The sequence below is a fragment of the Limnothrix sp. FACHB-406 genome, assembly GCF_014698235.1.
In the GTDB taxonomy this organism is placed as follows: domain Bacteria; phylum Cyanobacteriota; class Cyanobacteriia; order CACIAM-69d; family CACIAM-69d; genus CACIAM-69d.
In genome coordinates, this window is the sequence record NZ_JACJSP010000003.1 from 263533 (window position 1) to 289429 (window position 25897).

Annotated in this window: 12 protein-coding genes; 2 read left to right on the forward strand and 10 right to left on the reverse strand. The window is 58.4% G+C overall.

What is annotated here, in order from left to right; genetic code table 11:
- Positions 1 to 29: 29 nt before the first annotated feature.
- Both H6G53_RS04705 and H6G53_RS04710 read right to left on the reverse strand, forming a co-directional pair.
- Positions 30 to 3092 carry a hybrid sensor histidine kinase/response regulator gene (locus H6G53_RS04705; protein ID WP_190531148.1) on the reverse strand — a complete coding sequence of 1021 codons (3063 nt, stop codon included), beginning with the start codon at positions 3090 to 3092 and terminating at the stop codon, positions 30 to 32.
- 151 nt (positions 3093 to 3243) lie between these two features.
- Positions 3244 to 6774: a GAF domain-containing protein gene (locus H6G53_RS04710; protein WP_190531150.1), complete on the reverse strand. Its 3531-nt coding sequence runs from the start codon at positions 6772 to 6774 to the stop codon at positions 3244 to 3246.
- Positions 6775 to 6962: 188 nt separating this feature from the next.
- Between H6G53_RS04710 and H6G53_RS04715 the strand changes: the two genes are divergently transcribed.
- Positions 6963 to 7163 carry a hypothetical protein gene (locus tag H6G53_RS04715; RefSeq protein ID WP_190531152.1) on the forward strand — a complete coding sequence of 67 codons (201 nt, stop codon included), beginning with the start codon at positions 6963 to 6965 and terminating at the stop codon, positions 7161 to 7163.
- Here the strand turns inward: H6G53_RS04715 and H6G53_RS04720 are convergent.
- From H6G53_RS04720 to cobJ, 3 genes are all read right to left on the reverse strand, one after another.
- Positions 7160 to 11830, reverse strand: a complete 4671-nt coding sequence (locus H6G53_RS04720) for a chemotaxis protein CheW (RefSeq protein ID WP_190531154.1) — start codon at positions 11828 to 11830, stop codon at positions 7160 to 7162. The genes H6G53_RS04715 and H6G53_RS04720 overlap by 4 nt on opposite strands.
- Positions 11831 to 12430: 600 nt before the next feature.
- The gene (locus H6G53_RS04725) at positions 12431 to 13921 is read right to left on the reverse strand and encodes a response regulator (protein ID WP_190531156.1); all 1491 of its coding nucleotides are present in this window, start codon (positions 13919 to 13921) and stop codon (positions 12431 to 12433) included.
- Positions 13922 to 15361: 1440 nt separating this feature from the next.
- Positions 15362 to 17263: a precorrin-3B C(17)-methyltransferase gene (cobJ, locus tag H6G53_RS04730; protein WP_190531158.1), complete on the reverse strand. Its 1902-nt coding sequence runs from the start codon at positions 17261 to 17263 to the stop codon at positions 15362 to 15364.
- Positions 17264 to 17329: 66 nt separating this feature from the next.
- On the opposite strand from cobJ, the gene H6G53_RS04735 reads away from it, so the two are divergent.
- Positions 17330 to 19300, forward strand: a complete 1971-nt coding sequence (locus tag H6G53_RS04735; protein WP_199309119.1) for a hypothetical protein — start codon at positions 17330 to 17332, stop codon at positions 19298 to 19300.
- A gap of 17 nt (positions 19301 to 19317) precedes the next feature.
- On the opposite strand, the gene H6G53_RS04740 is transcribed toward H6G53_RS04735, so the two are convergent.
- The 5 genes from H6G53_RS04740 to H6G53_RS04760 all read right to left on the reverse strand — a co-directional run bounded on the left by H6G53_RS04740 (position 19318) and on the right by H6G53_RS04760 (position 25869).
- A complete protein-coding gene (locus tag H6G53_RS04740) occupies positions 19318 to 20016 on the reverse strand; it encodes a response regulator transcription factor (RefSeq protein ID WP_234407061.1) in 699 nt (232 codons plus the stop codon).
- 24 nt (positions 20017 to 20040) lie between these two features.
- Positions 20041 to 21642, reverse strand: coding sequence for a HAMP domain-containing sensor histidine kinase (locus H6G53_RS04745; RefSeq protein ID WP_190531160.1), 1602 nt, complete (start codon positions 21640 to 21642; stop codon positions 20041 to 20043).
- 304 nt (positions 21643 to 21946) lie between these two features.
- Positions 21947 to 23152: an argininosuccinate synthase gene (locus tag H6G53_RS04750; RefSeq protein ID WP_190531163.1), complete on the reverse strand. Its 1206-nt coding sequence runs from the start codon at positions 23150 to 23152 to the stop codon at positions 21947 to 21949.
- Between the two features lie 233 nt (positions 23153 to 23385).
- Complete coding sequence (locus H6G53_RS04755) at positions 23386 to 23694, reverse strand: DUF3181 family protein (protein WP_099534787.1); 309 nt, start codon at positions 23692 to 23694, stop codon at positions 23386 to 23388.
- A gap of 36 nt (positions 23695 to 23730) precedes the next feature.
- Positions 23731 to 25869, reverse strand: a complete 2139-nt coding sequence (locus H6G53_RS04760) for a molybdopterin oxidoreductase family protein (RefSeq protein ID WP_190531165.1) — start codon at positions 25867 to 25869, stop codon at positions 23731 to 23733.
- Positions 25870 to 25897: the final 28 nt, after the last annotated feature.

Below are 25897 nucleotides of genomic sequence, written 5' to 3' on the forward strand. Positions count from 1 at the left end.
GATTGAGGTGATTGAGGTCACCCTTAGGCCTAAACCACTGCCGCCGCTCGATCGCCCGTTAACCGTTCAATGCTGGCCACCAACTCCGGGGTAACGTGGGGCTTCAGCATATAGTCTGCGGCCCCCAAACTCAGGGCCACCTGTTTATATTGCGTGCCGCTACAGGAAGTCAGCAGGATCACGGGCACTTGGGCGGCGTTGGGATGCTGGCGGCGGGCGTTTAAGAACTCTAAACCCGTCATGCGCGGCATTTCAATATCAGAAATGACGAGATCAATATCGGAGCGCTGCCGAAGCTGGGTCAAGGCTTCCAACCCATCAACCGCTTGCACCACACGATAGCCCTGGCGCTCCAGGGTCAGGGTCAAAAGGCGGCGCTCGGTGTCGGAATCTTCCACCACCAGCAGGGTTTTGCTGCCTTGGGCGGTGGTGGGACTGTGGGGCGCGATCGGGGCATTGGGCAACTCAGCGGGCAATTCCGGCGCGATCGCTGGCGGAGCGGCGGGCTGGGGCAACTCCGGAGGCGCGGCAGCAACGATCGGCACGGCCTCGACTTGGGTCAACAGTTCGTTACCGTCGATCGCCAAGACCATGCGCCCATCGCCCAAAATGGTGCAGCCATAGATGTAGCGCGGGGCGGGCAGGGCTTCCGACAGTTGCCGCAACACCAGTTCCTGTTCACCCACAACCCCATCCACCTCGATCGCCACGGGGGTGTCACCGGCATCCATCAACAGCAAGGGCGCGAGGCGATTGCTCAAAAATGGCGTGATTGCGCCCATGTCCGATCGCAACAGGCCCGGAGCCAAGGAACTGTAGCGCATCAGTTCCGCCAGTTTGCGAATGGGAATGGTGATTTCGGGATCTTCGCTGCTGGCTCGCCACCGCAAAATTCGCTGTCCCCCGAGCATTTGGGTTTGTTCCGGTTGAGGAATCAGAATTTGGCGGACGCTTTCTGAGGGCAGGGCGTAGGCCGCGCGATCGGCCTGGCAAACCAACAGGCGAGCGGTCATCAAACTCAGGGGCACGCGCAGAATGAAGGCCGTGCCACGCCCGGGACTCGATTGGATGGTGACGGAGCCTTTGAGGGATCGCATTTGCGATCGCACCACATCCAACCCCACGCCGCGCCCAGACAAATCGGTGACTTTATCGGCGGTGGAAAAGCCCGGCTCAAATAGCAAATCCAAGAGGGCTTGGTCTGAGGCGGTTTGGGCCCGATCGGGCGTGAGCCAACCGCGTTCGATCGCCTTCTGTCGCAGCCGTTGGGGGTCGATGCCTTTGCCATCGTCGGCCACCCAAATCAACACATGGTTGCCCTGTTGTTGGGCCCGCAGCTCGATCGTCCCTTCGGCGGGTTTGCCCCGATCGCGCCGTTCTTCCACCGCTTCAATGCCATGGTCAAAGGCGTTTCGCACCAGGTGCAGCAGGGGATCATAAAGCTGCTCGATCGCCACCTTGTCAATGGCAACCCGCTCCCCCACCACTCGCAAATGCACCGTTTTGCCATAGCGGGCGCACAGTTGCCGCACCAGGGGCCCGAAGCGATCGAACACGGCCGCCGCCGGTTGCATTCGGGTATCCATCAAACTGTCGCGCACCTGGCCCAATAATCGGCGTTGTTTGTCGAGGGTGGTGGCCGTTTGTTGGGCATAGCGTTCCACCACTTCCGCCGTGGAATCTAGCCGCTCGGCGCTGTCGAGGGCCGCATCGATCGACTGTTGCAAAATCAGATCGTTGGCACTGGTGGCGGCGGGAGAACCATTGAGCGATCGGCGATCGGTGGGACGCTTTTCCAGTCGATCGCGTGCTTCCGCCAGCAGGCGACGGTGTTGGCGCAGACCTTGGCGAAACCGTTCCAGGGCCGATCGCAACTGTTCATCCTGCAAACTTTGACGATTTTCATTAATCAACAGCTCCCCCACCAGGTGTTGCAGGGATTGCAGCCGATCGATCTCCACCCGAATCAGGGGAGTTGGGGTGAGCGGTTTGCTGTCCACCCGTTGCGGTTCCGCCGATCGGGCCGGTTCCGGAGTTCCACGGGGGGCCGTTTCCGCCGTCACCAAAGGGGCAGGCGGGGAATTGGGCGGGGCCGGAACCGGTGCGGCAACGGGCGCTGGAGCAGGTGCGGCAACCGCAGGCGATCCCCCAGCAATCGGGGGGGCAGGTGTGGGAGCTGGCGGGGAATCCGTGGTCAGATCCAACGTGCCCTCGGTCAAGTCCAACCACCCGGCCGGCATCTCATCACTGAGATCCATGCTGAGATCCAACGTGCCCTCGGTCAAATCGCCCAGGTCTCCCGGTTCCGGCTCCTGACCCGCCAGGGCCGCCAATTCCGCCGACACTTCACCGCCTTGGGTGCGATCGCCCGCCAAAACCGCCTCTTGGGCCGCTTGCCAATTGCTTAACACCGCCTGGGCCACCACCAAGGGCCGATCGCCCTGGTGAGCCACGGCCTGGAGTGCCGCCTCCGCGATCGCCTGGAACCCCGGCAGCCCCAAGGATTCCCCTAAGCCCGTAAACACCTCCGATTGGGTGGCCACCGTTTCCAAGGCCGCCGGCCCATCCCCCGCCGCCACCAGCGTCGCCAACTGATCGATCCGCTCCTTCACCCCCGTTTCAAAAATCGACTGCACCAGGTCAAACCCCAGTTCAGCAGAGGTGGGCAACTTTTGTTCGCGCTCAAAGCAGTCTCCCAACAGGGTTTGGATCCGGGCAAAGGCATCGATCGCCTGATCCAACACCTCTTGATCGGCCTCCCGTCCCTGTTCCCATTGGGTGGTCAGGGCCAAGCGCAAACATTCATAGAGCTGAAACAACAGCCCCTCCAGTTCCACCTCCACTTCCGCTTCCGGGTCAAACAGGGCCCGAAACACGTCCTCCATGTGGTGGGCGATCGTGGAGATGGTTTCCAACCCCACATTGGCGGAAGCCCCCTTCAGGGTGTGGGTGGCACGCATCAGGGCATGGATCCGCTGTTTCGAGGGATCGTCGCGCAGTTGCAACAAATCCGTCTCGATCGATCGCAGCAGGTCTTGGGACTCACTGAGGAAGTATCCGTAGGCTTCCTCGCGGATGGCGGGATCGAGCATAGGGGGCTACCGGAAACGACCTGGTTTTGGTCTGTTGGAAAAACGAACGGGGGTTAAGCAAAGCAGCAACAGGGGGCATCGGGGGCAACCGAGGCGCAACTCAGGAGCGGCCCGATCACCCCCTGGCGATCGGGGCTAAGGCATTCAGCCGTTAGTTGACCTTGAACCGGCCCACACTGGCTTGCAGCTCTTGGGACATGGCCAATAGATCCTCAAAGGAAGCGGTCAGGGCCACGGAACTGGAAGAGGTGCGATCGGCGATCGTCGCCACCTCCGTCATCGTGTGGGCCACCGCTTGGGCCTGTTGGGTTTGGCTGGCGGCGGCTTGGTTAATGCCCTCCACCAACTGGCCAATTTGGGCCGTCACATCCACAATTTCGCTCAGGTTCGATCGGGTATCGCTGACCAGATTCGTCCCCGCCACCACCTGCTGAATCCCCGCTTCCATGGCCTGGGCCACCGCCTGGGTTTCCGCCTGAATCTCTTCCACCAGGGCCGCAATTTCCGTGGTGGCATCGGCCGACTGGCGGGCGAGCGATCGCACTTCATCGGCAACCACCGTGAAGCCACGACCATATTCCCCGGCGCGCGTTGCCTCAATGGCAGCATTCAGCGCCAACAGTTGGGTTTGGGTGGTGAAGTTGCCAATCAGGCTCACGATCTTCGAGATCTTTTGGGACGATTCGCTCAGGGCCCGAATCTTACGCCCCGTTTCCGCCACCGTGTCCCGAATCGACAGAATGGCATCCACCGTCCGGTTCATGGCTGCATCGCCTTCCTGGATCGTGTTGGTGGCTCGTTGCACCGCCTGGGTCACCTGCTGGGCGTTTTGGGTCACGTCCGTGCTAGCTTCTGCCATGGTTTGCACCCGCTGCACCGCCTCCAGCAGGGCCCGATATTGTTGCTGGGCTTGGTTAGACAGCTCACCAATGGCGCTGGAACTGGTGGTGGAGGTATTGGACACCTTGGCCGCCGTTTCTTGCAGCTTCACCACAATCTGTCGCAGGCTTTGCAGGGTGTTGTTGTAGGCATCGGCGATCGTGCCCACTTCGTCTTCGGTAATCGGCGCGCGCACGGTGAGATCCCCTTCCAGGGCGGGCCGCACCGCCATCAGCAGGTTCAGGGCCTTCTGTTGCAGGGCTTCGCGGGCGGCCTTGTCCCGTTGGGCGGCCTCTTCCACCTGGGCTGATTTCCGCTGCAATTCTGCCAGGGTTTCCGCCTGCTTCAAGGCAATGCCCAACTGTGCCCCCACCTGGGCCACGAATTCCACTTCTGAGGTTTCCCACTGACGCGGGCCGCTGTTTTGGTAAACCGCCAGCAGCCCCCACAGTCGATCGCCCTGAAAGATCGGGGTAATGGCGTAGGCGCGGGCTTGGAACCGTTCCAACACACTCAAATAGCAGGGGGTGAACCCGGCTTTGTAGATATCAGGAACCACAAAGCTTTCGCCTCGGGCATAGCGGCCCCCTTCGTTTTCCTGAAGGTAGGTGTCTCGCACTCGGCCGGCGTTGGCGGGGCGAGCTTGGGTCAAGCTGTTGATGGCTTCGCAATCGCTCATTTCCGTTTGGACACTGCCATCGCTGTCGGGAGAGTCCAACAGCCGCAACCAACCGGGGCCGACGGATTCCGCCATGAATTGCCCGCTCCAGTCAGGCTGGAATTGATAGATTCCGACCCGATCGACCTCCAGAATTTGGCGCAATTCCGTGGTGGTGGTGCGGAAGATGGTGCGGATGTCCAGGGAAGCACGAATTTTGTCGATCGTCGCGGAAATGGCCTTATTCCGTTCAGCAGATTTTTGGAGCTGGGCCGCTTGGGTTTTGAGCTGTTCCACATACTCGGCCTGTTGCAGGGCCAAGCCCAGTTGGGTTCCCAACCGAGACAGAATCTGCCCTTCCAGTTCTTCCCACTGGCGGGAGTTGCTGTTTTGGTAAACCGCCAACAGGCCCCAAAGGTCATTGCCCTTGAAGATCGGGGCGATCGCGTAGGCCTTGGCCTGGAATTGCTCCAGCAGGTCAAGATAGCAGCGGCTGAAGTTGGCTTGGTAAATGTCGTTGACCAGCAGGGTTTCGCCCTGGCGATAGCGACCGCCCTGGTTGTCTTGCAAATAGCTGTCTTCGACGCGGGCCAGGGAGCGCCCGCCCCGTCGGTTGTTGCCATCCCGCAGGCCGGCCCCATCGCGATCGAGCAGTCGTTGCCAACCGGGGGTGACCGCTTCGGCCACAAACTCACCGCTCCAGTCCGGATCGAACCGGAAGATGCAGGCGCGATCGGCCTGGAAAATTTGGCGAATTTCCTGGGTGGTGGTGGCAAAGAGGCTGTCAATGTCCAGGGATTCGCGGATTTTGTTCATCACCGTCAGCAGGGCGCGGTCTTGCTGCACATTGCGCTCAAGCTGTAGTTTTTGATCCTGAAGCTGCTTCAGATATTCCGCCTGTTGCACCGCCACACCCATTTGCTGGCCCATTTGGGTCACCAGGTCGGTTTCTTCCGGCTCCCAACTGCGCACCCGATCGTTTTGATAGACCGCCAGCAGTCCCCACAGCTTATCGCTGGCAATCACGGGGGCGATGATGTAAGCCCGGCATTGGAACTGTTCCAGCAGTTTTAGGTGGCAGGGATCGTAGTCTTGGGTTTGGATGTCCGCCACGGTCAGGGTTTCGCCGTTGATGTAGCGGCCGCCTTTGGTGCGCTCAAAATAGCTGTCGCGGAAGGTTTTGCCCAACAGCGGTTTCCAGCCCCGACCCACGGATTCCGAGACAAAATCGCCGCTCCAGTCGTCGCTGAATCGATAGACGGCGGCGCGATCGCACTCCAACAAAATTCGCAGTTCGTCGGTGGTGGTTTGCATAATCGTGGCCAGATCCAGGAATTGGTGAATCTTGTCCACGATCGTGGCGATCGCCCGTTGGCGGCCCACTTGTTTTTGCAGTTTCTCGATCGCGCTGAGCTGGGCAATGCTGCGGCTCACCTGATCGCTGGCATATTTCACCAGCTCCGCTTCCAGGGGACTCCAGGGGCGCGGGCCGCTGTTTTGATAAATGGCCAGCAACCCCCACAGGCGATCGCCCTGGAAAACCGGCGCAATCATGTAGGCTCGTCCCTGGAACCGTTCAATGAGCTGCACATGGCAAGCGCTGAGGCCACCGCGATAGATGTCCTCGCATTGGTAGACATCCTTGGTGTTGTAGCGGTTGCCTTGGGTGCTTTCAAAGTAGGTGTCGCGGAAGGTGTTCCCCACCAGGGCCATCCAACCGGGGGCCATGGATTCGGTGATGAATTCCCCAGTCCAGTCGAAATTGAACCGGTAAATGGCCACCCGATCGGCCGAGAGTTGCAACCGCAATTCTTGGCAAAGCCGCCGCAGCAGCTCATCCAAACTTTGGCTGTCTTCGATAGTGCGATCGATCCCATCCACCGGTAGGCGGTTCCCGCTGGCCGCTTCCCCATCGGTGGTCACCAGGGCCGTGCCGATCGACTCCGCAAACTGCTCAATTTGCTCCATCTTTTCCATCACGAATCGATCGGGCCGGCCCGATCGTTCCAACTCCGCCTTCAGGGCATCGACTGCATCTTGGAAACGGCGCAAATCAGGAGCGGGGCTATGTTCAACGGGGGGAGTGCCGTTGCGGGCCGGGCGATCGTCACGAACCGTGCGCGAAGCATCAAAGTAAGCAGTCATAGGAATTTAGGCCAGAGAGCAATCGGAAAAACAGAGAGTCAGGGAGCCGTTACCAGTGGGCCCGCCAGGCCGCCAGCCAAGAGACCAGCAACCATTCAGCAGTTCCCCATCACGGTGGAAATCACGGCCACACTGGGGCCCTCGGGGCAAGGGGAGCCAAGCAACATCAAGCAAGGGAACGTCAAGCCATGTCCAAAAACATGAAGCAACATCAAACAATCAAACAAAGTTACAAAGGTTGCAAAAGTTACAAAGGAGCAGAAGCGGATTTGAGCAAAGGTGAGTTGGGAAAACAGGCTCAGGACTGGGAAATTTCCCAGCAATGGCGGGGCAGGATTGGCGCGATCGCCCCGAGGGCCAATCCCGATCCCGATGGCCAAGCGTCCTAGCCGGCCTGTTGGGCGCTGGCCCTGGCGATCGCGCTGGGGTTCAACACCATACTGCTGGCCTCGCTGAGGTAGCCCTGAACAAAGGGCAAGAGCCGATCGGGAAACAAACCCGCGCTGGGCGGCTGAACATTTGGAGAATCGTGCCACTCGATATCTTCAATTTGGGGCACGACCAGCCCCAGATTCTGGCCATCACACTCCAGCACAATGGCGATGGCGGATGAGGTGGCCGTCAAATCCGGCGCAATGGCCGGGAAACCCACCAACTGGTTAAGGTCGATCGTCCAAATGATTTCACCGCGCCAGTTGTACACCCCTAAGACCGATTCTGGCATATGTGGCACGGGCAGAATGTCCGTGGCCGCAATTCGCAGCACTTCCCGCACTTCATCGATCGGGAGCAGGGCCGTATCCTCAAAGCCCAGGTGAAAACGCAGGAAACGCTGGCCATCGGTACTCAGGGCGCTGCCGGCCGACCTGGTGGGCAAGTTCAAAATGGCGGATCCGTCGCCCTGTTGCAGCCATTGGGTGAGCGGATCCAGGGGGGCGCTGGGTTCCGGCTCCGACGGGGCGATCGGGGCCGGCTCGGCCGCCTCCACCACCGGCAAGGGCGGTTCCGGCGCGCGAACCGATTCATCCACCAATTCACGAACCGGCGCAGGCTCGAAAGCCACCGCTGCCACCGGAGTCGCAGGCACTTCAGCGGCGGTGTCGGCGGCTAGGGCTTGGTTAGCAATGTCCACCAGGGCCGCGAATCCTTCATCCCCAAAGAACCCCGAAGGCTCATCGTCGTCATCCCCGAAAAAGCCCAAGGGTTGATCGTTTTGATCCAAATCTGGCCCCAGATCGGGTTCCGCATCGAAGGCGATGACGGCGGGGGCCTCCGGCAGCGACTCCACCAATTCCGGCAGCTCCGGCAGCTCCGGCAACGGCTCGGCGGGATCGGGTTCCGGTTCCTCAGGCAAATCCAGAACATCGGCCAACACTGGTAGTGGTTCTGGTAATGCCTCTGAGTCGGCCGCTTCAGTCGATTCCGTCAAGGCATGAGATTCGGTGGCCTCAACTACCTCGGTGGGTGCAGCCGCTGCGATCGGCTCGGTGGATGCCGCTAACTCGGCCGCTGGGACAGATTCAGCAGGTTCCGCAGGGGCGATCGGGACAGGCTCCGGCTCGCGAGGGGCAGCCGACGCGCCATCACCCAAGGATTCCGCCAGGGCCAGCAGCGCCGATCGGGGATCGCTGGACTCGGCTAATAACTGCGCCACCAAATTGACCAAACCGCTGCGCTCATCCGAAACAACGGTAGATTCCGGGGATTGCACCGGTTCGATCGGGTCGGATAATGGTTCGATCGGCTCTGAATTCACCGGCTCTAGGAATTCGGTGAAATTGGCTAGATCATCGGATAAATCATCTAAATCATCGGTTGGATCATCTAGATCATCTGACTCAACTTCTTCAGCCAGATCAGTTAATTCAGCTAGATCATCTTCATCAACATTGGTTGGCTCGATCGGGTCTGATAAATCGGCCAAGTCTGATAAATCATCTGGCTCAACTTCCTCAGCCAAATCAGTTAATTCAGCTAGATCATCTTCCGCTAATTCATTGGCTAAGTCGTCGGCCACCACCTCGGGAGAAGCTGACTCGATCGGGTCAGTTACCTCAACGGCCGTTGAATCTAAATTGGCCAAATTCGATAGATCAGCCAGATCTGACAAATCGGATAAATCATCGGATAGATCCGAGAGATCCGAGGAATCGATCGCCTCTTCGGGTTCCACCCAATCCAGCGATTCGGATTCAGCATCTGCTGATTCAGCTAATTCAGCACTCTCTGCCAATTCGTCAACAATTGCGGCCGATTCAGAAATTACTGCCGATTCCGGGTCTGTCGATTCAGTGGAGGCCGCCGCTGCGGGAGGTGGTTCTGGTGGGGGAGCGATCGGCTCGGGGGCAAAGCCAGCCAAACGGGCGATCGTGGCGATCGCGGCGTTCAGATCCAAATCGCTGCGATGTTCTGCCAGTTGGGTCAGTTGCGCAATGGTGCTGAGGGCTTCCCGAGGGCTGATGGTTGTGGGTTCTGCAATCAGTTCCGCTGCGGCTGTGCCAGGTTGTGCGATTTCTGGGTCTGCACTGGCTGGTGGATTGGTTAGATCTTCACCCGCTGGATCTTGATCAAGCAGGCTTAATTCATCATCCAGTTCATCACCAAATTCATCGCTCGTTAATTCATCATCCAGTTCGTCACTCAGTTCATTGACCGTTGATTCATCACTCAGCTCATCGCTTGTTAATTCATCGCTCAGTTCATCGCCTGTTGATTCATCGCTCAGTTCATCACCCAGTTCATCGCTCGTTAATTCATCGCCTGTTAATTCATCACTCAGCTCATCACCAAATTCATCGCTCGTTAATTCATCACTCAGTTCATTGCCAAATTCATCACTGAGCACATCACCTGTTAACTCAATATTTAGTTCACCAGTCAACTCATCACTGCATTGATCGTCAAGTTCATCACTGGTTAATTCATCATTCAGTTCCCCGATCGGGTCAGCCTCTTCCTGAGTGAGTTCTGCAATTTCTGGTGATTCCGGTAGCTGATCTAGAGTGATTAACTGGTCAGAGTCCTGCGCATCAATCAAATCAGTCGAGTCACTCAATTCATCTGATTCAGTCAAATTCAATTGCAAATCACTGAGGTCTTGATCGATCGGTTCGGGATCAGTTAGTTCCTGAGTTTCTGGATCAACGATCGTCGAATCCAGTAATTCTGGATTGGGGAATTCTGGATCGGGTAATTCCAGATTCGCTGAATCGATCGCAGCTTGCTCTCCTTCATCTAAAGGTTCTGAGGAGGGTTCCGAGGAGGGTTCGGGCGATCGATCTGAAGGGGGTGGTTCCGGCGCTGCCACCGGGGGCGGACTGGCCAAGGCACTCAACCGGGCGATCGCCGCCAACGCCGTGTTCACATCCGCGTTGGGATGATGTTCCACCAACTGCACCAGACTGCTGATTGCGTCGGTCACTTTTTCAGCGATGGTTTTGCTGTTGTCTGAGGCGATCGCAGCCAACACTGTCCCGATCGGCTCTGATTCTGGCTCTAGCTCTGGCGTTGGGGAAATTTCCGTTGACTCCGTGGGCGGCTCTGCGAGGTCGATCGGGTCGATCGCTGTTTCTCGATCAAAGTCCAGGCTCGCCCCGTCATCCCCCAATGCGTCAGGGGATTCCAGCAAATCTGCCGTTTCTTGTGCCGCATCTGCCAAGGGATCCAGCAGCTCGGAATCAGCCGCCAACTCGGCCACCAGTTCCGCCGCTTCATCAATGACTTGATCGATCATTTCGTCGATCATTTCATCAAGCGCGGCATCGCTGGCGAACTCATCAATCGGGTCTTCTGAGTCGATCGCCGGTTCCACCAAGGTTGGCAGCTCAGGCAAGGAGTCGATCGCCGGTTCCGGTTCTGGAGCTACGGCCTCGGAGCTGGGTTCCGCCATCCCTTCTTCTTCGATCGCGGCCCAGTCGGCTAACTCTGCTTCGGTGAGGGCCAAGGCATCCGGATCCAGGCTGAGGGTCTCCGGTTCTAGGTCGCTGGTTTCCTCTGAGGGCAACGAATCTAGGGCATCGATCGCCCCTAAATCCTGTTCATCCACCGCGAAATCGGGTTCCTCGGTTTCTGATGCGAGTTCTGGTGCTGGCTCTGGCTCTAGCGGTGACTCAACAATCGCCCGCTCTGGTTCTGTGATGGGTTCCGGCTCGGGTGGTGATTCGAGGATTTCCACCGGTTCAACGGCCGGCGCGATCGACTCCGCAGCACTTAACTCCGCAGCACTCAACTCGGGAGCTGCCAACGGCGATGGAGCGATCGACCCCACAGCCGTGACCAGAGAAGCGGCGGCCTTTTCCAGGGTGCTGGCCAAACCCGTCAGGGCGGCCAGGGTGGCTTGCAGTTGGGCTGCTTCAGTGGGAATGGGCAACGGTGGCGTTGGTACTTCTTCCGGCGTGCTGACTTCCGGCGTGCTGACTTCCGGGGTGATCGGCTCTGGGGCGATCGGGTCTAAATCCGGTCGGTCAAGATCCGTTGCCGCTGACTGATTGCAGTCCTCGGTTACATCTTCGGTTGTGTCTTCTCCCACCTCGATCGCGGGTTCCGGATCGATCGCGGGTTCCGGTGGGGCCACCGCAACCCCATGACCATTTTGGGACTCTGGCCCAGCAACACCCGACAGGACAGCCAAGGGCGGATCGCTGATCAAGGCCGCCACCCCATTGGCCATGCTTTGCACCTGGGACTCCAAGAAGTTGACGATCGGGTCTGCTTCCTGATCGCCACTTTGGCCATAGGGCAAGGGCGGCAAGTCGATGTGATAGCACCATTTGGGCGATCGCTCATCCAGCGCTTGGCCGCCCACTTTCACCGATTGGATCACAGCCCGGTTCAATCCGGCCACGGCCAAATCCTCGATCGCCGGCTCAACGGTTTCCAAGGCCAAGCGGGCCGAAGGAGCTTGCTCACTGGCCAGCAGCAGATATAAACATCCCTCCTTCAAGGCCGCCTTCACGGTAATGGTCGGTTCCAGTCGATCGCGAATGAGCAGGGCGATCGCCTGGGGATTGGCATCCAAAGCCTGCTGAATCAATGCGGTTTGCTGCTGTGCGTCCATCGCCCACGTTCTCCCACATCCAAAAACCCAATTTTTAATTGGCCGTCCTGGCCCGCCTCGGCTGACGCTTCAGCCGGAACCCGGCCATGGTGCAGGCCCCGGCCCATGAACAATCCATGGTTCAGTGTCCCGAACCCGATTATTTCTCTCAATTCCAGGCCCCACGGGCCCAATGGCAACCCCAATCGCACACCCTGATCATTGCCGGACTGATGCCTAATCACTGGTTGATCAATTCAATTAGCTGGGATTGGTAGCTGGGATTGGCTTGATCATCGGTTGGGTCATTGCTTAGGACATCGGTTGGATCAGTAGTTTTAACTTGCCCCGATCGCCCCTGTTTGATATCGATCTCGCAGCTTTCAAATTGTCAATTTCCTGCAAGAATTGTGGTTTTTTGTTGATGAACCTCAAGCTGAACCTCAATCCCAATTCAGTGCAAATGAGACTCAATCGGCTTGATTTTTCATGGCTTACCGATCCATCTGTTACATCCGTCTGTCTCAACGGATGAACTTAAACCCCAATCCCCACATAGTCCCCACATACAATTCCCACATCCCGATCGAGCGTAGGTGGCAACCCCATACAATCCTTTCTCTATTGTTTCGCCAAAACTCCAAATTCATAGCGATTGTTGAGCATTTCTTCACCGAGTAAGTATCGATTCAGGGGGCCGGCGTTGTTGGGTTGAATGCCAGCGGCGGGGGCCGGATGCCAGCCACCACCATTGCGCGGCGGTGTGGGGAGGGTGCCTGCGGTTGTTGGCGAGGGTTGTGGTCGTTGGGAATTGTCCTGGGGTGGCGGTTGCAATCGATCGGGCAAATATTGCTGAAGCAGCGCAGCCACCTTTTCCAGGCGCAGAGGCTTGGGCACAAACACCGAAGCCCCAACCAGCTTGGCCCGCACCCGGTCGATCGCCCCGCGATTACTGGTGACAATCGCGATCAGCACATTGGCCAACAGGTTCACCCGTCGCAACTGGGTACAAAGCTCATAGCCATTCACAATCGGCATCACCAAATCCAGCAACACCATATCTGGTCGCTGCTCGATCGCCGCCGCCAAGGCCCTTGTCGCCTCCGTGATATGCACAAACCGACAACCCAAACGATGCACCACAGGGCGCAGCAGCTTGCCCACCATCGGATCATCGTCAATCAACATCACCAAGGGCTGTTCAGAGTTGGGGGCTTGGGTTGCTGGAGTGGGCTGGGGTGTTGGGGTCTGGGTCGCCGCCGGCCCACCCGATCGCCCTGGAGCAGTGGCGGCTCTGTCCCGGGGCGCTGCGGACTGTGGGGGCTTAACTGGCGCTGCTTGCGGCGTGAACAGCAAATTCAGCACCGTATCCGCCGGGCGATCGTCCAAGGGCAGAAAATCCAAGCCCCCACGCTCCACCAAGTGATGCAGCAGATGCACGACGATCGACATGGGCTGTTTCATCACCAGCGAGACATCCCAGGTCGATCGTTGACCATTCAGCAACGGAGCCAACGTTAAAAACGTCGATCGGTCATTTTGAGTTGTTGCGGACGGAGACCAATCCAACTGGGCCAACTGCGGCGCGCGATCGGCCTGCTCTGGCGACAACCCCACCGACTCCCACCGTTGCAGCAACTTCACCACCGACTGCATCACCGCCAACAGGGCCTCACTGCCGAGCAACTGTTGCGCCACCGCCCGCGTGTCCGGCAAAGCGGGCACATACTTATCCCAGTGAGACACCACCGTGGGATCACTCGCCGCCGCAAACAGCACCTCCTGAGCCACCGACTCCAGCACCGAGTGCAACTGGGCCGGTGTGACTTGGCCCGCCAACAGCGCCGTCGCCAACCACCACACCTCCCATAGGGGCCGTGCCGTTTCCGTCAGCGGAACCGGCTGCAAATTCACCCCCGATCGCTTCAGGGCCCGTTGCCAACGGCGAATCCGAAACTGCTCATCGATCGCCCACAACAAGCGACCCTGCAAAAAAATCAAGCGCCAGCGACTCGGCCCCCGCTCCAGCACCAACACCCCCGAAGCCCGTCGCTGCACCACCGTCGCCAGCGTCCGCGACACCTTTGTCCATCCCGTTGCTGCTTCAGTCATCGATGGACACTCCCAATCCAACCCATTGACCCATTTGACCCATGGCTAATTGATCACGACGCTCCCGTCGTCCTCAAATAATCATTCGAGAATCATTCACCAGTCACCGATTCCTCAGACCATTCATCGATCCCATTCATCGATCGCTGGCCAATTCCTTGGCCCTGGACTCACACCCCCAATTCCACCCTGATCGTCCTTAATGCTCCCTTGCGAACCTTAATGACAGTCATGAAACCAACCTTCAACCCAATGGCAACCGCTGCGCCAGTTTTGCCCAAAGACCTGAAGCTTTACGACAGGCCCCGCAAAATTGGCACAGTAGTTTGATCTTGGTCTTGAGTCAGTTTTCAGGGAATTTCTGCCGCTGTAAAACTGATTCCGTCTGGGCGATAGATTCCTGAGTGATGGTCAACTTTGCTCGCCAAATTGCTTGATTTTGCTAATCAATGGCGATGAACCCAAAGCCGATGTGAATGTTATGTATTAATTGATACTCCAAGTTCACCTCCTACTGAACTGATTTGAGAACAGGTTGAGCAAGCTCAAACGTTGTCGTGGTCTACAAACAGTCGCCTAGCAGCAATCGGGAAATTTACCGAAGAAATGGCGAGAGTTAACCCAGAGATCATGAGGACATATTCAATTATTAAATAATAACTTAATTGATTTCAAACGGTTATTAACTTTTCTTGATGATCGTGTTGGCTTCGGATCTGCTCTCTCGCGTCTTTCGCAGACTAAAACCGCTCCTCAGAACAGTTTAGGACTTGCCGGCTAACATATGAATGATTGGTATTTTTAATCCACTGGTTGCTTGGATGTTTACCAGATCTGTCTTTAAGAAATTTTAGATTTTTTTCATGTTTACAAAAATCACTCATGATCAAGCGATCGCTCGACCCACTCAGGGAATAATTCTCAAGAGATTAATCACCCAAAAGTAATTGAATGATTTAGAAAAAATTCCCAAGAAATATTGATTCTATTAATTTTTTGCGCATTTAAACCCACCAACAAGTCAAGCTACCGCATAACTTGTTGCGCCTAATTAGCAAATCATGAATGGAACTTTATTCCATGCGATCGCAACTCTGGTCAGTTTAAGTTTTCACCAATGCTGCCAAGGTCTAAAACAATGACGAAAAGTGTTTTTTCAGAAAGCTGACCAAGCGTCAATTTTGACACTCTGGTCGCGACTGGGGCAGATTGACCAGCAAAATGCGGTCGATATGCTCAAAATTCCGCCAAAATGAGCCGATTGGCATTTTTCGATCATTCCCAGGTTTTTCTTTGCATCCTGCCACTTTATTCAACCTTCAAAGATTGGTCGGAAAGCGAAGGAATTGTGGAGCAATGATGAAGGAGATCGCTAATTTTGGGTCATTTAGGGCATTTTGAATGAGACCCCAATTCAACTTCTCATCATTCAACTTCTCATCAATCGGTGGCGGGGGCTGTGGCGGCAAGGATCCCATTAGCCACGGCATAGCCCCGGGGGGTGATCACCTTGCCGCTGTGGGTGAAGGTGCTGGCGTTGCCAATTAAAACGACGGTGAGCATATCAATCGCCTGTAAATCAACCGTAGCCAAGGTGGCAATGGTGATTTGTTCGTCGGGCCGGTGGAGCGATCGAGCCAGAACCACGGGGGTTTCGGGCGATCGCTTGGCTCGCAAAATCTCGAAGGCCGTTTCAATTTGGGTTTGGCGCGTTTGCGATCGGGGGTTATACAACGCCACCACAAAGTCTCCGGCCGCCGCCGCCTGCAACCGCTGCACAATGACGGGCCAGGGCGTGAGCAAGTCCGACAGGGAAATGGCGCAAAAATCATGCATCAGGGGCGCACCCACGCGGGCGGCGGCCGCTTGCAGGGCCGTGATGCCGGGCAACACTTCCACCTGTGGAGTCTGGCCGTCCCAATGGCGGGCCGCCAAACATTCCAACACCAGCCCGGCCATGGCATAAATTCCACAGTCGCCGGAGGAAACCACAGCCACCCTTAGCCCCCGTTCCGCCAGGTCGATCGCCCGTTCAGCACGCTGCTTTTCGCGGGTGATGGGGCTGCCTTCAATGATTTGCCCCGGATGCAACAGGGGGCGCAGCAGGTCTAGGTAGAGTTGATAGCCAATGATTACGTCGCACTGGCTGAGGGCGGCGCGGGCGGCGGGGGTGAGCTGATCCAAGGAGCCGGGGCCCGTACCAATCAGCCACAGCTTGCCCAGGTGGGGGGTATATTCCCGATCGGCCCGGGCCAGGGCGATCGTGCAAGCGCCGGAGCCGCCGTTGGGGGCCCGAAACACCTGTTTTTCCCGGATCAGTTCGGCTCCGTCGGCCGCCAACCGGGCCGCCGCTTCCGCCACCGAGGGCGTGCCCACTTCTGAGCGCACCACCTCCGAAGGGTTGGGTACGGCGATCGGGGCTAGGGCGGCGGCGGTGAACCAACGGGCGGCCAGATCGAGCCGATCGACCAAAGCCAGCAAACCCACCTCATCCTGTTTCAGGTCGATCGAACCCATCCCGGCGATCGCCTCCGGAGCCAAATCCGCTTCCTCCAATACTTGGGCCAAGGCCGCTGCCATCTGACCTTCGGGGGTGTAACGCTCACAACCAATGCCAACCCAAAGGGTGCGCGGATGCCAGGCCACGGCGGGCAAGGGCAAGGGCGGCAAGGGGCGATCGCTAATCCAAACGATCGCCCGCAAATTGGGGGGCAACTCGTCCAAATCCACCAAGTCCGCTTCCGACAGGAGCACAAAGGGGTGAAACTCCGGCAACTCCTCAATCCACAGATTCCAGCCGCAGGTTTGCACCACGCCCACGGTCTCGAACCGGGCGATCGCGCTGGCCACCCCCAGCCAATCCCCTTGGCCCCGTCGCCAACCGTAGCGATCGCCCAACAGATCGATCGCCGGGAGCTGCTGCCCTTCGGCGGCACTGGTAATCACCGGCTCCACCGCCAACAGTCCCGCCACCTGCCGGGTCAAGGCATCAGCCCCGCCCAAATGTCCCCCACAAAGGCTGATCACATGGTGACCCGTTTCATCAACCACCACCACGGCCGGATCGGTGCGTTTGTCTTGCAAATGGGGGGCGATCGCCCGCACCGTGGCCCCCACCGCCAACACAAAAATCAGCGGTTGCCCCGCCGCCCAGCGATCGGCCACCAGGGCCCGAAAGTCTTCGTAGGTGCGAAGGGCATTCTGGGAACCCGCCGCCGCACTGCCCCGGGCCGAATCCTTCGTCCAAATCACGGAGCCGGGCAGTCCCGCTTGGATTTGTTGGGCCAACCGCAGACCGCGAGGCGTGGGCGCTAGGATGGCAACGGAAGGGCGATCGCTCATGGGTTGGGTGCCAGGAAGAGACAGGACTTTTCAGCTTACCGACTGAGGGGCGAGGGTGATTGAACTGTGAGTAAAAAAACTAGCACCTACGGATGGGTGGCCACGATCGGCTGGGTGATGGTGGCGGGCTGTGCGGTTCAGGCGGAAGCCCCCCGATCGGATCAATCCTCCCGATCGGCTCAATCCTCACCCGAACAGCGATCGCCCAACCCCAGCCCGATCGCCACCAACGTCCCGATCGTCCCGCCCGACGGAACCAACCCTTGGCCCGCCGAGTGGGAAGCGGCCTACCAAGCTCGGGGACGGGCCCTCATTGCCCAATTTGCCAACCCCAAAACCTACGGCAATGGCTATTTTGAAAATGAGAAAAAGTCCTATCCCAAGGCCATGCTGGACTTTTTGGCGGGCAACCGCGATCGGGCGATCGCCTTCCTGCAAAAACCCGACCCGATCCCCAGCAGCACCGAACATACCCTTGGCATTGATTTCTATCCCGCCTTCACCCTGAAGGGGCAGGTGCGCAAATATTTTTATTTTGGGCAATTTCTCGATCCGGCCTATCGCGATCGGATGAAGCAGGGAGCCGCCCTCTGGACAAAGTTAGATCCCCTGAAGCAGTTTTTCAGCACCCCGCAGCCCTTTTGGAATCGATCGCGCGATAACTGCATCACCTGGGTAGATTGCCGCAACACCGATAATTTGCGATCGATGCGAGAAACGGCCGTTTATCTGTTTGCCATGGAAGCCGGCAACCGAGAAACCGCCGCCATTTACCGCGATCGCCTGCAAAGTTTCGCCCGCAATCTTTACAAAATTGGTCAGGGAGAATGGGACTCGGAAACCTACTGGGGCCACACGTTCACCGCCTGGCTGAATCTTTACGACTTTGCGCCGGAACCGGAAATGCGGGCCACTGCCAAGGCCGCCCTGGATTGGTTAAGCATCACCGGAGCGTTGAAATATTGGCGCGGCGGCTTTGGGGGCCCCAGCAAACGCGACGCTAGCAAGGGAAATGCGCCCTTGACGGCTTTGGCGAGCAAACTACTGAATTTATATTTTGGGGAGGCGATCGCCCCGGATCCGGATCCCGACCCCGATGGTGTTCATGCCCTCACCAGTGGTTACCGACCGCCGGCCGTGGCGGTGGCCCTGGCCCGCAAACGGTTCGATCACCCCCAAGAGGTGTTTGCGGGCAAACCCACCTATGAACATTGGAAACCGGGCGCGCGCGATCGCCCCTTGTATTACGAAACGCTCTACTTTGGCCGCACCTTCCAATTGGGCAGCCTGGCCCAAGGGTCGATCGATGATGTAAACGGTTTTAAACTGCTAGCCACCCACCCCAGCCGGGGCGTGGATTACCTGCTGGCCGGTTCCGGGGTGAATCCCGAGAAAATTTCTACCCACCACCAACCGGACACCCACGACGCGATCGGGCAGTTTGGGCCCCTGTTGGTGTGGCTGAATGACGGGCGGGCCCCGTTTCAGTGGAGTTTGCCCCAAGCGGCCGCCAGCGAAACGGCCCAAACCGCCGCCGGTCAGCCGGTTTTGTTTTGGCAGTTGGCCGAAACTTGGATTGCCATTTACCCGATCGGGCTGACGCTGCCCCAGGTAAACAACAGCGAAACGACCAAGCTACAAAAGCGCTATCCCACGGATCAACTGTGGGTAGCTCGCCCCGATCGACCTGCCGGAACCCTCACGGGCTGGGCCATGGAAGTTGGGGAACCGGGAACTAATCAGAATTTCGCTGCGTTTCGGGCGGCGGTGTTGGGGCGATCGCGCTGGGTTGTGAACCAAAACACGGTCACTTTCACCGGTTCCCAAGGCGATCAACTGGCCGTGACCCAACGGGGGCCCGATCGCCCCGTTGTGAGACGCAACGGGGAAAAGCTCGATTGGGGCCAGTTTGCGGCCTATCGATCGCGCAACCCAGCCCGCCCCGATCGACCGCTGATCACCCAAGATTGGGAAGGGGGAACCCTCCGCGTGATCGTTGGTGAGCAAACCTGGACAGGCTCCGCTCCCGATCGCTAGATCAAGCAATCGCGCAATCAGGGCGACTCGCGCAAAACATAACCAACCCCCCGCAAGGTGTGGATCAGGCGAGGGCGCTGGGCCATTTCTAATTTGATCCGCAAGGCTCGGATATAGACTTCCACGATGTTAGATTCGCCGCCAAAGTTATTGCCCCAAACGGATTCCAACAGTCGATCGCGCGAAATCACCTGACGCGGATGGCGCAACAAAAACTCGAGTAAATCAAACTCCTTGGCCGTTAAGTCCACCCGATCGCCCCCGCGTTGCACCTCCCTGGTTAGCGGATTCAGGGTCAAATCTGCCAGGGTGATTTGATCGGGTTCGTGGGGCGAAACTCGCCGCAAATGGGCCCGCACCCGCGCCAACAGCTCCGCAATGCTGAAGGGTTTCACCACATAATCATCCGCGCCCGCATTCAAGCCCGTGACCCGATCGAGAATTTCATCCCGGGCCGTCAGCAGAATAATGGGGGCCTGTAAGCCCGTTTCCCGCAACCGCAAACAAAGATCCAAGCCCGACAGCCCCGGCAACATCCAATCCAAAATCAACAGATCCGGCGACGGGTGCGATCGGGCGGCGTTCAGCCCCTCCAGTCCTGTGGTTGCCACGGTTACCCCGTAGCCCTCCAGTTCCAATTCTCCCGCCACAAATCGCGCCAAATTGGCATCATCTTCCACCACCAGAATTCGGGCTGTGGGGGGATTAAGCTTCAAGGGTGAAACCATAGTGGCCATCAATCACGAATTGATCAATTGATCAACGGATGAATCGGATGCAGAGGACATGTGCCAGCGAGGAAGTCTGATCGTGAAGGTGCTGCCCAGGCCCGGTTGCGATTGCAGATCGATGCGGCCGCCCATTCCTTCCACGGCTCCCTTGGCGATCGCCAGGCCCAAACCCGTGCCATCGCGCGATCGGGTCATTTCATCTTCGCCCCGATAGAAGCGCTCAAAAACCCGGCCTTGTTGATCCGGAGGAATGCCCATCCCGCGATCGCGCACTTCGATGGCGGTCCAGCCCGCTTGATAGCTCAGTTGCAGGGTTACGGGCTGCTCGGGGGCGGAATATTTCACGGCATTGTCCAGCAAATTCCGAATGGCGCGGGTCAGACGATCGCGGTCAGCCAAAACCACCACATCCTCCGCCACCAAATGCAAATGAATGGGCCGATCGCAGGCCAGCCGTTGCCAATCCGTCACCTCTGACAGCAGGGTATTAAGGACGATCGGCGCTTGCCGCAAGTGGAGTTGCCGATTGTCAATGCGGGCCAGATCTAACAAATCCTGCAACATGCGCACGGTGCGATCGGCCTCCGCTTCCGCCGTGGTCAAGGCTTGCAACTGATAGTCATTCAGGTTGGTGCTGCGCCGCAGGAGGCTTTGCAAATAACCCAGCACCACCGTGAGCGGGGTGCGCAGTTCATGGGAAACATTGCCCACAAATTGTCGTTGTTGCTCCCAAGAACGCGACAGCCGCGCCAACATCTCATTAAAGGCTTGGGCTAGGCCCCGAACTTCATCGGGGGCCCCTTGCAACTCCAGGCGGGCCCCGGCCAAGTCATCGGCAGAAACGGCGCTGGCCACTTGGCTCATGGTGGCCAAGGGCAGGAGGGCTAAGCGAATTCGCCGCCCGATCGCCCCCAGTGCAACCACCATGGCTAAACCATTCACCAACCACAGCAGCCGCAAACTGCCATGGAGCTTGTGCCAATCATGGCTCACGTCTTGGGCAAAGTAGACCCGCCCGATCGCCCGGCCCCGTACCGTCAAGGGCTGCTCGCATAAAACCCAAACTCGGCCATCGCGGTGAACAATGGTCAACCGTTGGGCAGCGGCCGGTAAAGACTGCACCAAATTTCGGACGATTTGATAATTCTGATCATCTTTGGGTTGGGCCAGCAAGCGCCCTTGATCATCGGTGACCCAAGCTAACAGCCCCGCCATGGCCACCTTATCGATGGTGGTGGTTAATCCGCTGGCTAGCCCCTCGTGCTGATCGTAGAGGGCCAGTTCCTCGGGAAAGCGCTGGGAAATATAACTGAGGGTTTGCTTGTGGGCGGTGGCGAGGGTCTGTTCCATTTGCCAGGTGGACCAAAGGGCCGCCGTGCTCAGGCTCAAGACCGCGATCGCCCCTAATTCAAGGGTGAGTCGCCCCTGCAACGATGACCACCGCCAGCCCGATCGACCCAATAGCCCCGATCGATCGCCCGGGGCGGGTTGCGGGGAGATCGCGTCAGTCCCTCGCTCGGGCAGAGTTGGGGTTGCGGTTTGGGGCGATCGCTGGGAGGGCTTAGACCTCCAATGGGCAATCCTTCCCCGAAGCACTTGAGTGAACAGCATGGGAACCTTTGCCTCAGGGTCGCTTTCCCAGTTTAAACCCGTTCCAACAGGCCGATCGGGACTTGCTGAAACGGGTTAGGGCCTCATGGGTTTAATCGTAGGGGCGGGGTCTCCACGCCCAGCCCCTGTGATCCCGGTTCCAGGGCTGGGCGGGGTTGTGGCGATCGCTCGGGTTAGGGTTGGGAGACCCAACCCCTACGGCGATGGAAATGACGACAGGCCATCAAGCCCCTTGCCCCCTACGATCTTCAGGGCGGAATCAGAGTTTCAGACCATAGGGTCTCAGGCAATTCACCAGCGAGTCCTAGCCTTGGCGCAGTTTTTCTGACCAAACCCGTGTCGGCAGACCCCAAACATAAATGAAGCCCTCGGCGGCCTTGTGGTCAAATTCATCATCAGACCCGTAGGTGGCCAGCTCCGGCGTGTAAAGACTCTGCTCGGACTTGCGACCGACGATCGCCGCATTGCCCTTGAACAGCTTGATCCGCACCGTGCCGGTTACCCGCTTTTGGGTTTCGTTGATGAATCCGTCCAGCGCCGCCTTCAAGGGGCTGTACCAGAGACCGTTGTAGATCAGTTGGCTGTAGGTTTCTTCAATGCCGCGCTTGTAGTGGCTCACATCAGCGGTCAGGGTCAGGCTCTCCAGATCCCGATGGGCGGCGATCAGCACCGACAGGGCCGGCACTTCATAGATTTCGCGGGACTTAATCCCCACCAGGCGGTTTTCCACCATGTCGATCCGGCCGATGCCGTGGTTGCCGACGCGGGTGTTGAGTTCCTCAATCAGGGAGATCGAGTCCAAGGTGCGGCCGTCCAGGGTGACCGGCGTGCCCGCTTCAAAGCCAATTTCCACGTAGTCCGGCTCATCCGGCGTGTCGGCGATCGCCTTGGTCATCAGGTAAATTTCTTCCGGCGGCTCCGTCCAGGGATCCTCAAGGGGGCCCGCTTCAATGCTGCGGCCCAGCAGGTTGCGATCGATGCTGAAGGGCGACTTTTTCTTCACGGGCGCGGGAATCCCGAACTTTTCCCCGTAGGCGATCGTTTCTTCGCGGCTGAAGCCCCACTCGCGAGCGGGAGCCAACACCTTAATGGTGGGGTCGAGGGCCGCGATCGCCACATCAAACCGCACTTGGTCGTTGCCCTTGCCCGTGCAACCGTGGGCTACCGCGTCTGCGCCATATTCCGCCGCCGCCTCCACGAGCGCCTTGGCAATCAGCGGGCGCGCCAGGGCCGTTGAAAGGGGATAGCGGTTTTCGTAAAGGGCATTGGCCCGCAGGGCCGGGAACGCATAATCCTGCACGAACTCGGCCCGCAGATCCGCCACCAGCGAAGTACTGGCTCCGGAGTCGAGGGCTTTTTGCTTGATGGGGCCCAGTTCGTCGCCTTGCCCTAAGTCGGCGGCCAGGGTAATGACTTCTTCAACGCCCCATTCCTGCATCAGGTAGGGAATGCAAACGGAGGTATCCACACCGCCGGAGTAGGCGAGGACAACTTTCTTGGCGCGACCCATGTATTTTGCTCAAGCTGCGAGAAAACAACCCCATATTGTAGGCACGGCCCGGGCGATCGCAACGGTCAGTTAGCGTACCAACTTTGAGGACTTCTTGACTTTGGAGTGGCTTGGGAATGATTTTGGAGGGATTTTGCAGGGTTGGCATCGATGGCTGGGCGATGGGGCCGTAACCGAAAATGGCTCATTGGTTTTTTAATGAGTCCCCCCAATTAGCGCCCTGATTCGCCGCCCTAGAGCTTGGCTTGATAGTCATCGATCGCCTGATAAAGCCGCTCCACCTCCCGATCGGGAATGAAATCCAACAGGGGAATCGATCGCTTGCCGGCCCCAATTTCGATCGCCATTTCCCCTAACAAAGCGGTCAGCTTGGCACGGCTGAAGGTGCGATCGAGCAAGAGGGGATAGATTTTTTCAGCGAGGGCACTGTGCAAATGGGCATGGGCCAAATCGAGATGCCATTTGGCAATGTCCAGATAGGCCACATCGCCAATCTCTGCGGCCAAGGTTTCGATCGCTTCATTACTGACAGATTTCGACATTTCAGCACCTGCGGTTGAGTTGGATCACTTGCAGACTTAATTATCCAGATTGCTGGGCGGTGAGGCCAGCTTTTGCAACTGAACAGCACATGCCTTCAGTTCCGGTTCAAAGGAGTCGGGACAAGCTTCCGGGTGGGTGAGGGCGTTGGCTTCGGCCCCGTCACCCCACAGGGATCCCCAATGCATGGGCACAAACACGGTTCCCGGCGCGATCGCCCGGGTCACCTTGGCCGGAAACCGCCCATCGCCCCGGCGCGACTTCACCGCCACCCAGTCGCCCTCCTGGATGCCCAGGGGTTCCGCATCCTTGGGGTGAATTTCGATGAAGGGATTCGGGTGCAGCTTTTTGATTTTTTCAATCCGACCGGTGCGGGTTTGGGTGTGCCAATGGCCATAGAGCCGGCCTACGGTCAACACGAGGGGATAGGCCGCATCGGGTGGTTCCGCCAGCCCGCGCGAGTGAACCGCCAGAAATTGAGCCCGCCGATCGGGAGTATGGAATTGTCCATCGGTATACAACCGCTTGGTGGGGGCTGGCTGCAAAGGGTCGATCGCCCCATCCGCCGGAAAAGGCCATTGTTGGGGGCCAGCGGTTCTGAGCCGATCGTGACTCAAACCGGTCATGTCGCAAGGGCGGCCTCGGGTCAATTGCACAAATTCGCCGTAAACCTCCGCTGAGGATTGGAACCAAAACTGCTCCCGGAAGCCAAGTCGCCGGCCCACCTCCGCAAAGATGGCCCAATCTTCCTTGGCTTCTCCCGGAGGGGGCTGAAACGCCTGGGAAAGGGTCACCATCCGCTCAGAATTGGTCATCGTGCCGGTTTTTTCGCTCCATTGGGTGGCGGGCAGCAGCAAATGAGCAAAGGCACTGGTTTCCGTGGGGTAATAGGCTTCTTGATAAATCGTGAAGGGCGATCGACTCAGGGCGGCTTTGGTGCGGTTCAGGTCGGGAAAACTAACGGCGGGATTGGTGGCCGCAATCCACAACAGGCCCACCGCTCCCGCCTCCAGCCCTTCCACAATTTCCCAGGCGGCCCGGCCCGGTGTTGGGGAAATGCGACCCGGGGGCAGGTTCCAAAAATCCTCCACTTCGGCCCGGTGCTGGGGATTGGTCACGGAGCGATAGCCCGGCAGCAACCGCGACAAACCGCCGGCCTCGCGGCCGCCCATGGCGTTGGGCTGGCCGGTCAGGGAAAAGGGCCCCGCGCCCGGTTTGCCCATTTGCCCCGTCAGCAGGTGCAGGTTAATGATGCTGCGAACTTTAGCTGTGCCTTCGGAGGATTGGTTAATGCCCATAGACCAAAGGGACAAGACCCGATCGCTCTGGGCCCAAATTCGCGCCGCTGCCTCGATCGACTCCACCGCAATGCCGCATTGCTCGGCCACGCGATCGGGCGGGTAATGTTGCAGCAAATCTTCGTAGGCTGCGAAGCCGCCCGTGTGGGCTTCGATATAGGCGCGATCGATCTGATCCCACTTCAGCAGCAGGTGGGCCATGCCGTTCAGTAAGTCGATGTCAGTGCCGGGGCGAATGGGCAAATGGAGATCGGCCACCTGGCCCGTTTCGGTGCAGCGGGGATCCACCACCACCAATCGCACCCGATCGGGGTTGGCCTTGTGGTGTTTGCGGAACCGGTTAAAGACGATCGGGTGACATTCGGCTGTATTGGTCCCGATCGCGAACAGGCAATCCGTCAGTTCCAAATCGTCATAGCTACAGGGGGGCCCGTCGGCCCCGAAGCTGCGTAAGTAGCCCGAGACGGCGGAAGACATGCAAAGCCGCGAATTGGCATCAAAATTGTTGGTTCCCAGGCAACCCTTGATCAGTTTTTGGGCCGTGTAGTAATCCTCCGTGACAAACTGCCCGGAGCCATACATACAAAGGCCGTCGGGCCCTTGGTTGGCCAAAACGGTTTGGATGCGATGCACGATCGCCTCAAAGGCCTCATCCCAACTAATCCGCTGAAAGTCTTGATCCAAAGCGGATCGCCACATGGGGTACAGCAGCCGATCGCGGTCGATCGACTCCAAAATCGTTGCCCCTTTTACGCAAACCATACCTTGGCTGGAAGGATGGGCCCGATCGCCCCGCACCTTCAGCCCCGCCGGCCCTTGCACCACTTCCAAACCACACCCCACGCCGCAGTAGGGACAAACGGTTCTGACAGATTCCATGGATTAATTAAAACAACCTCTAAGTTGC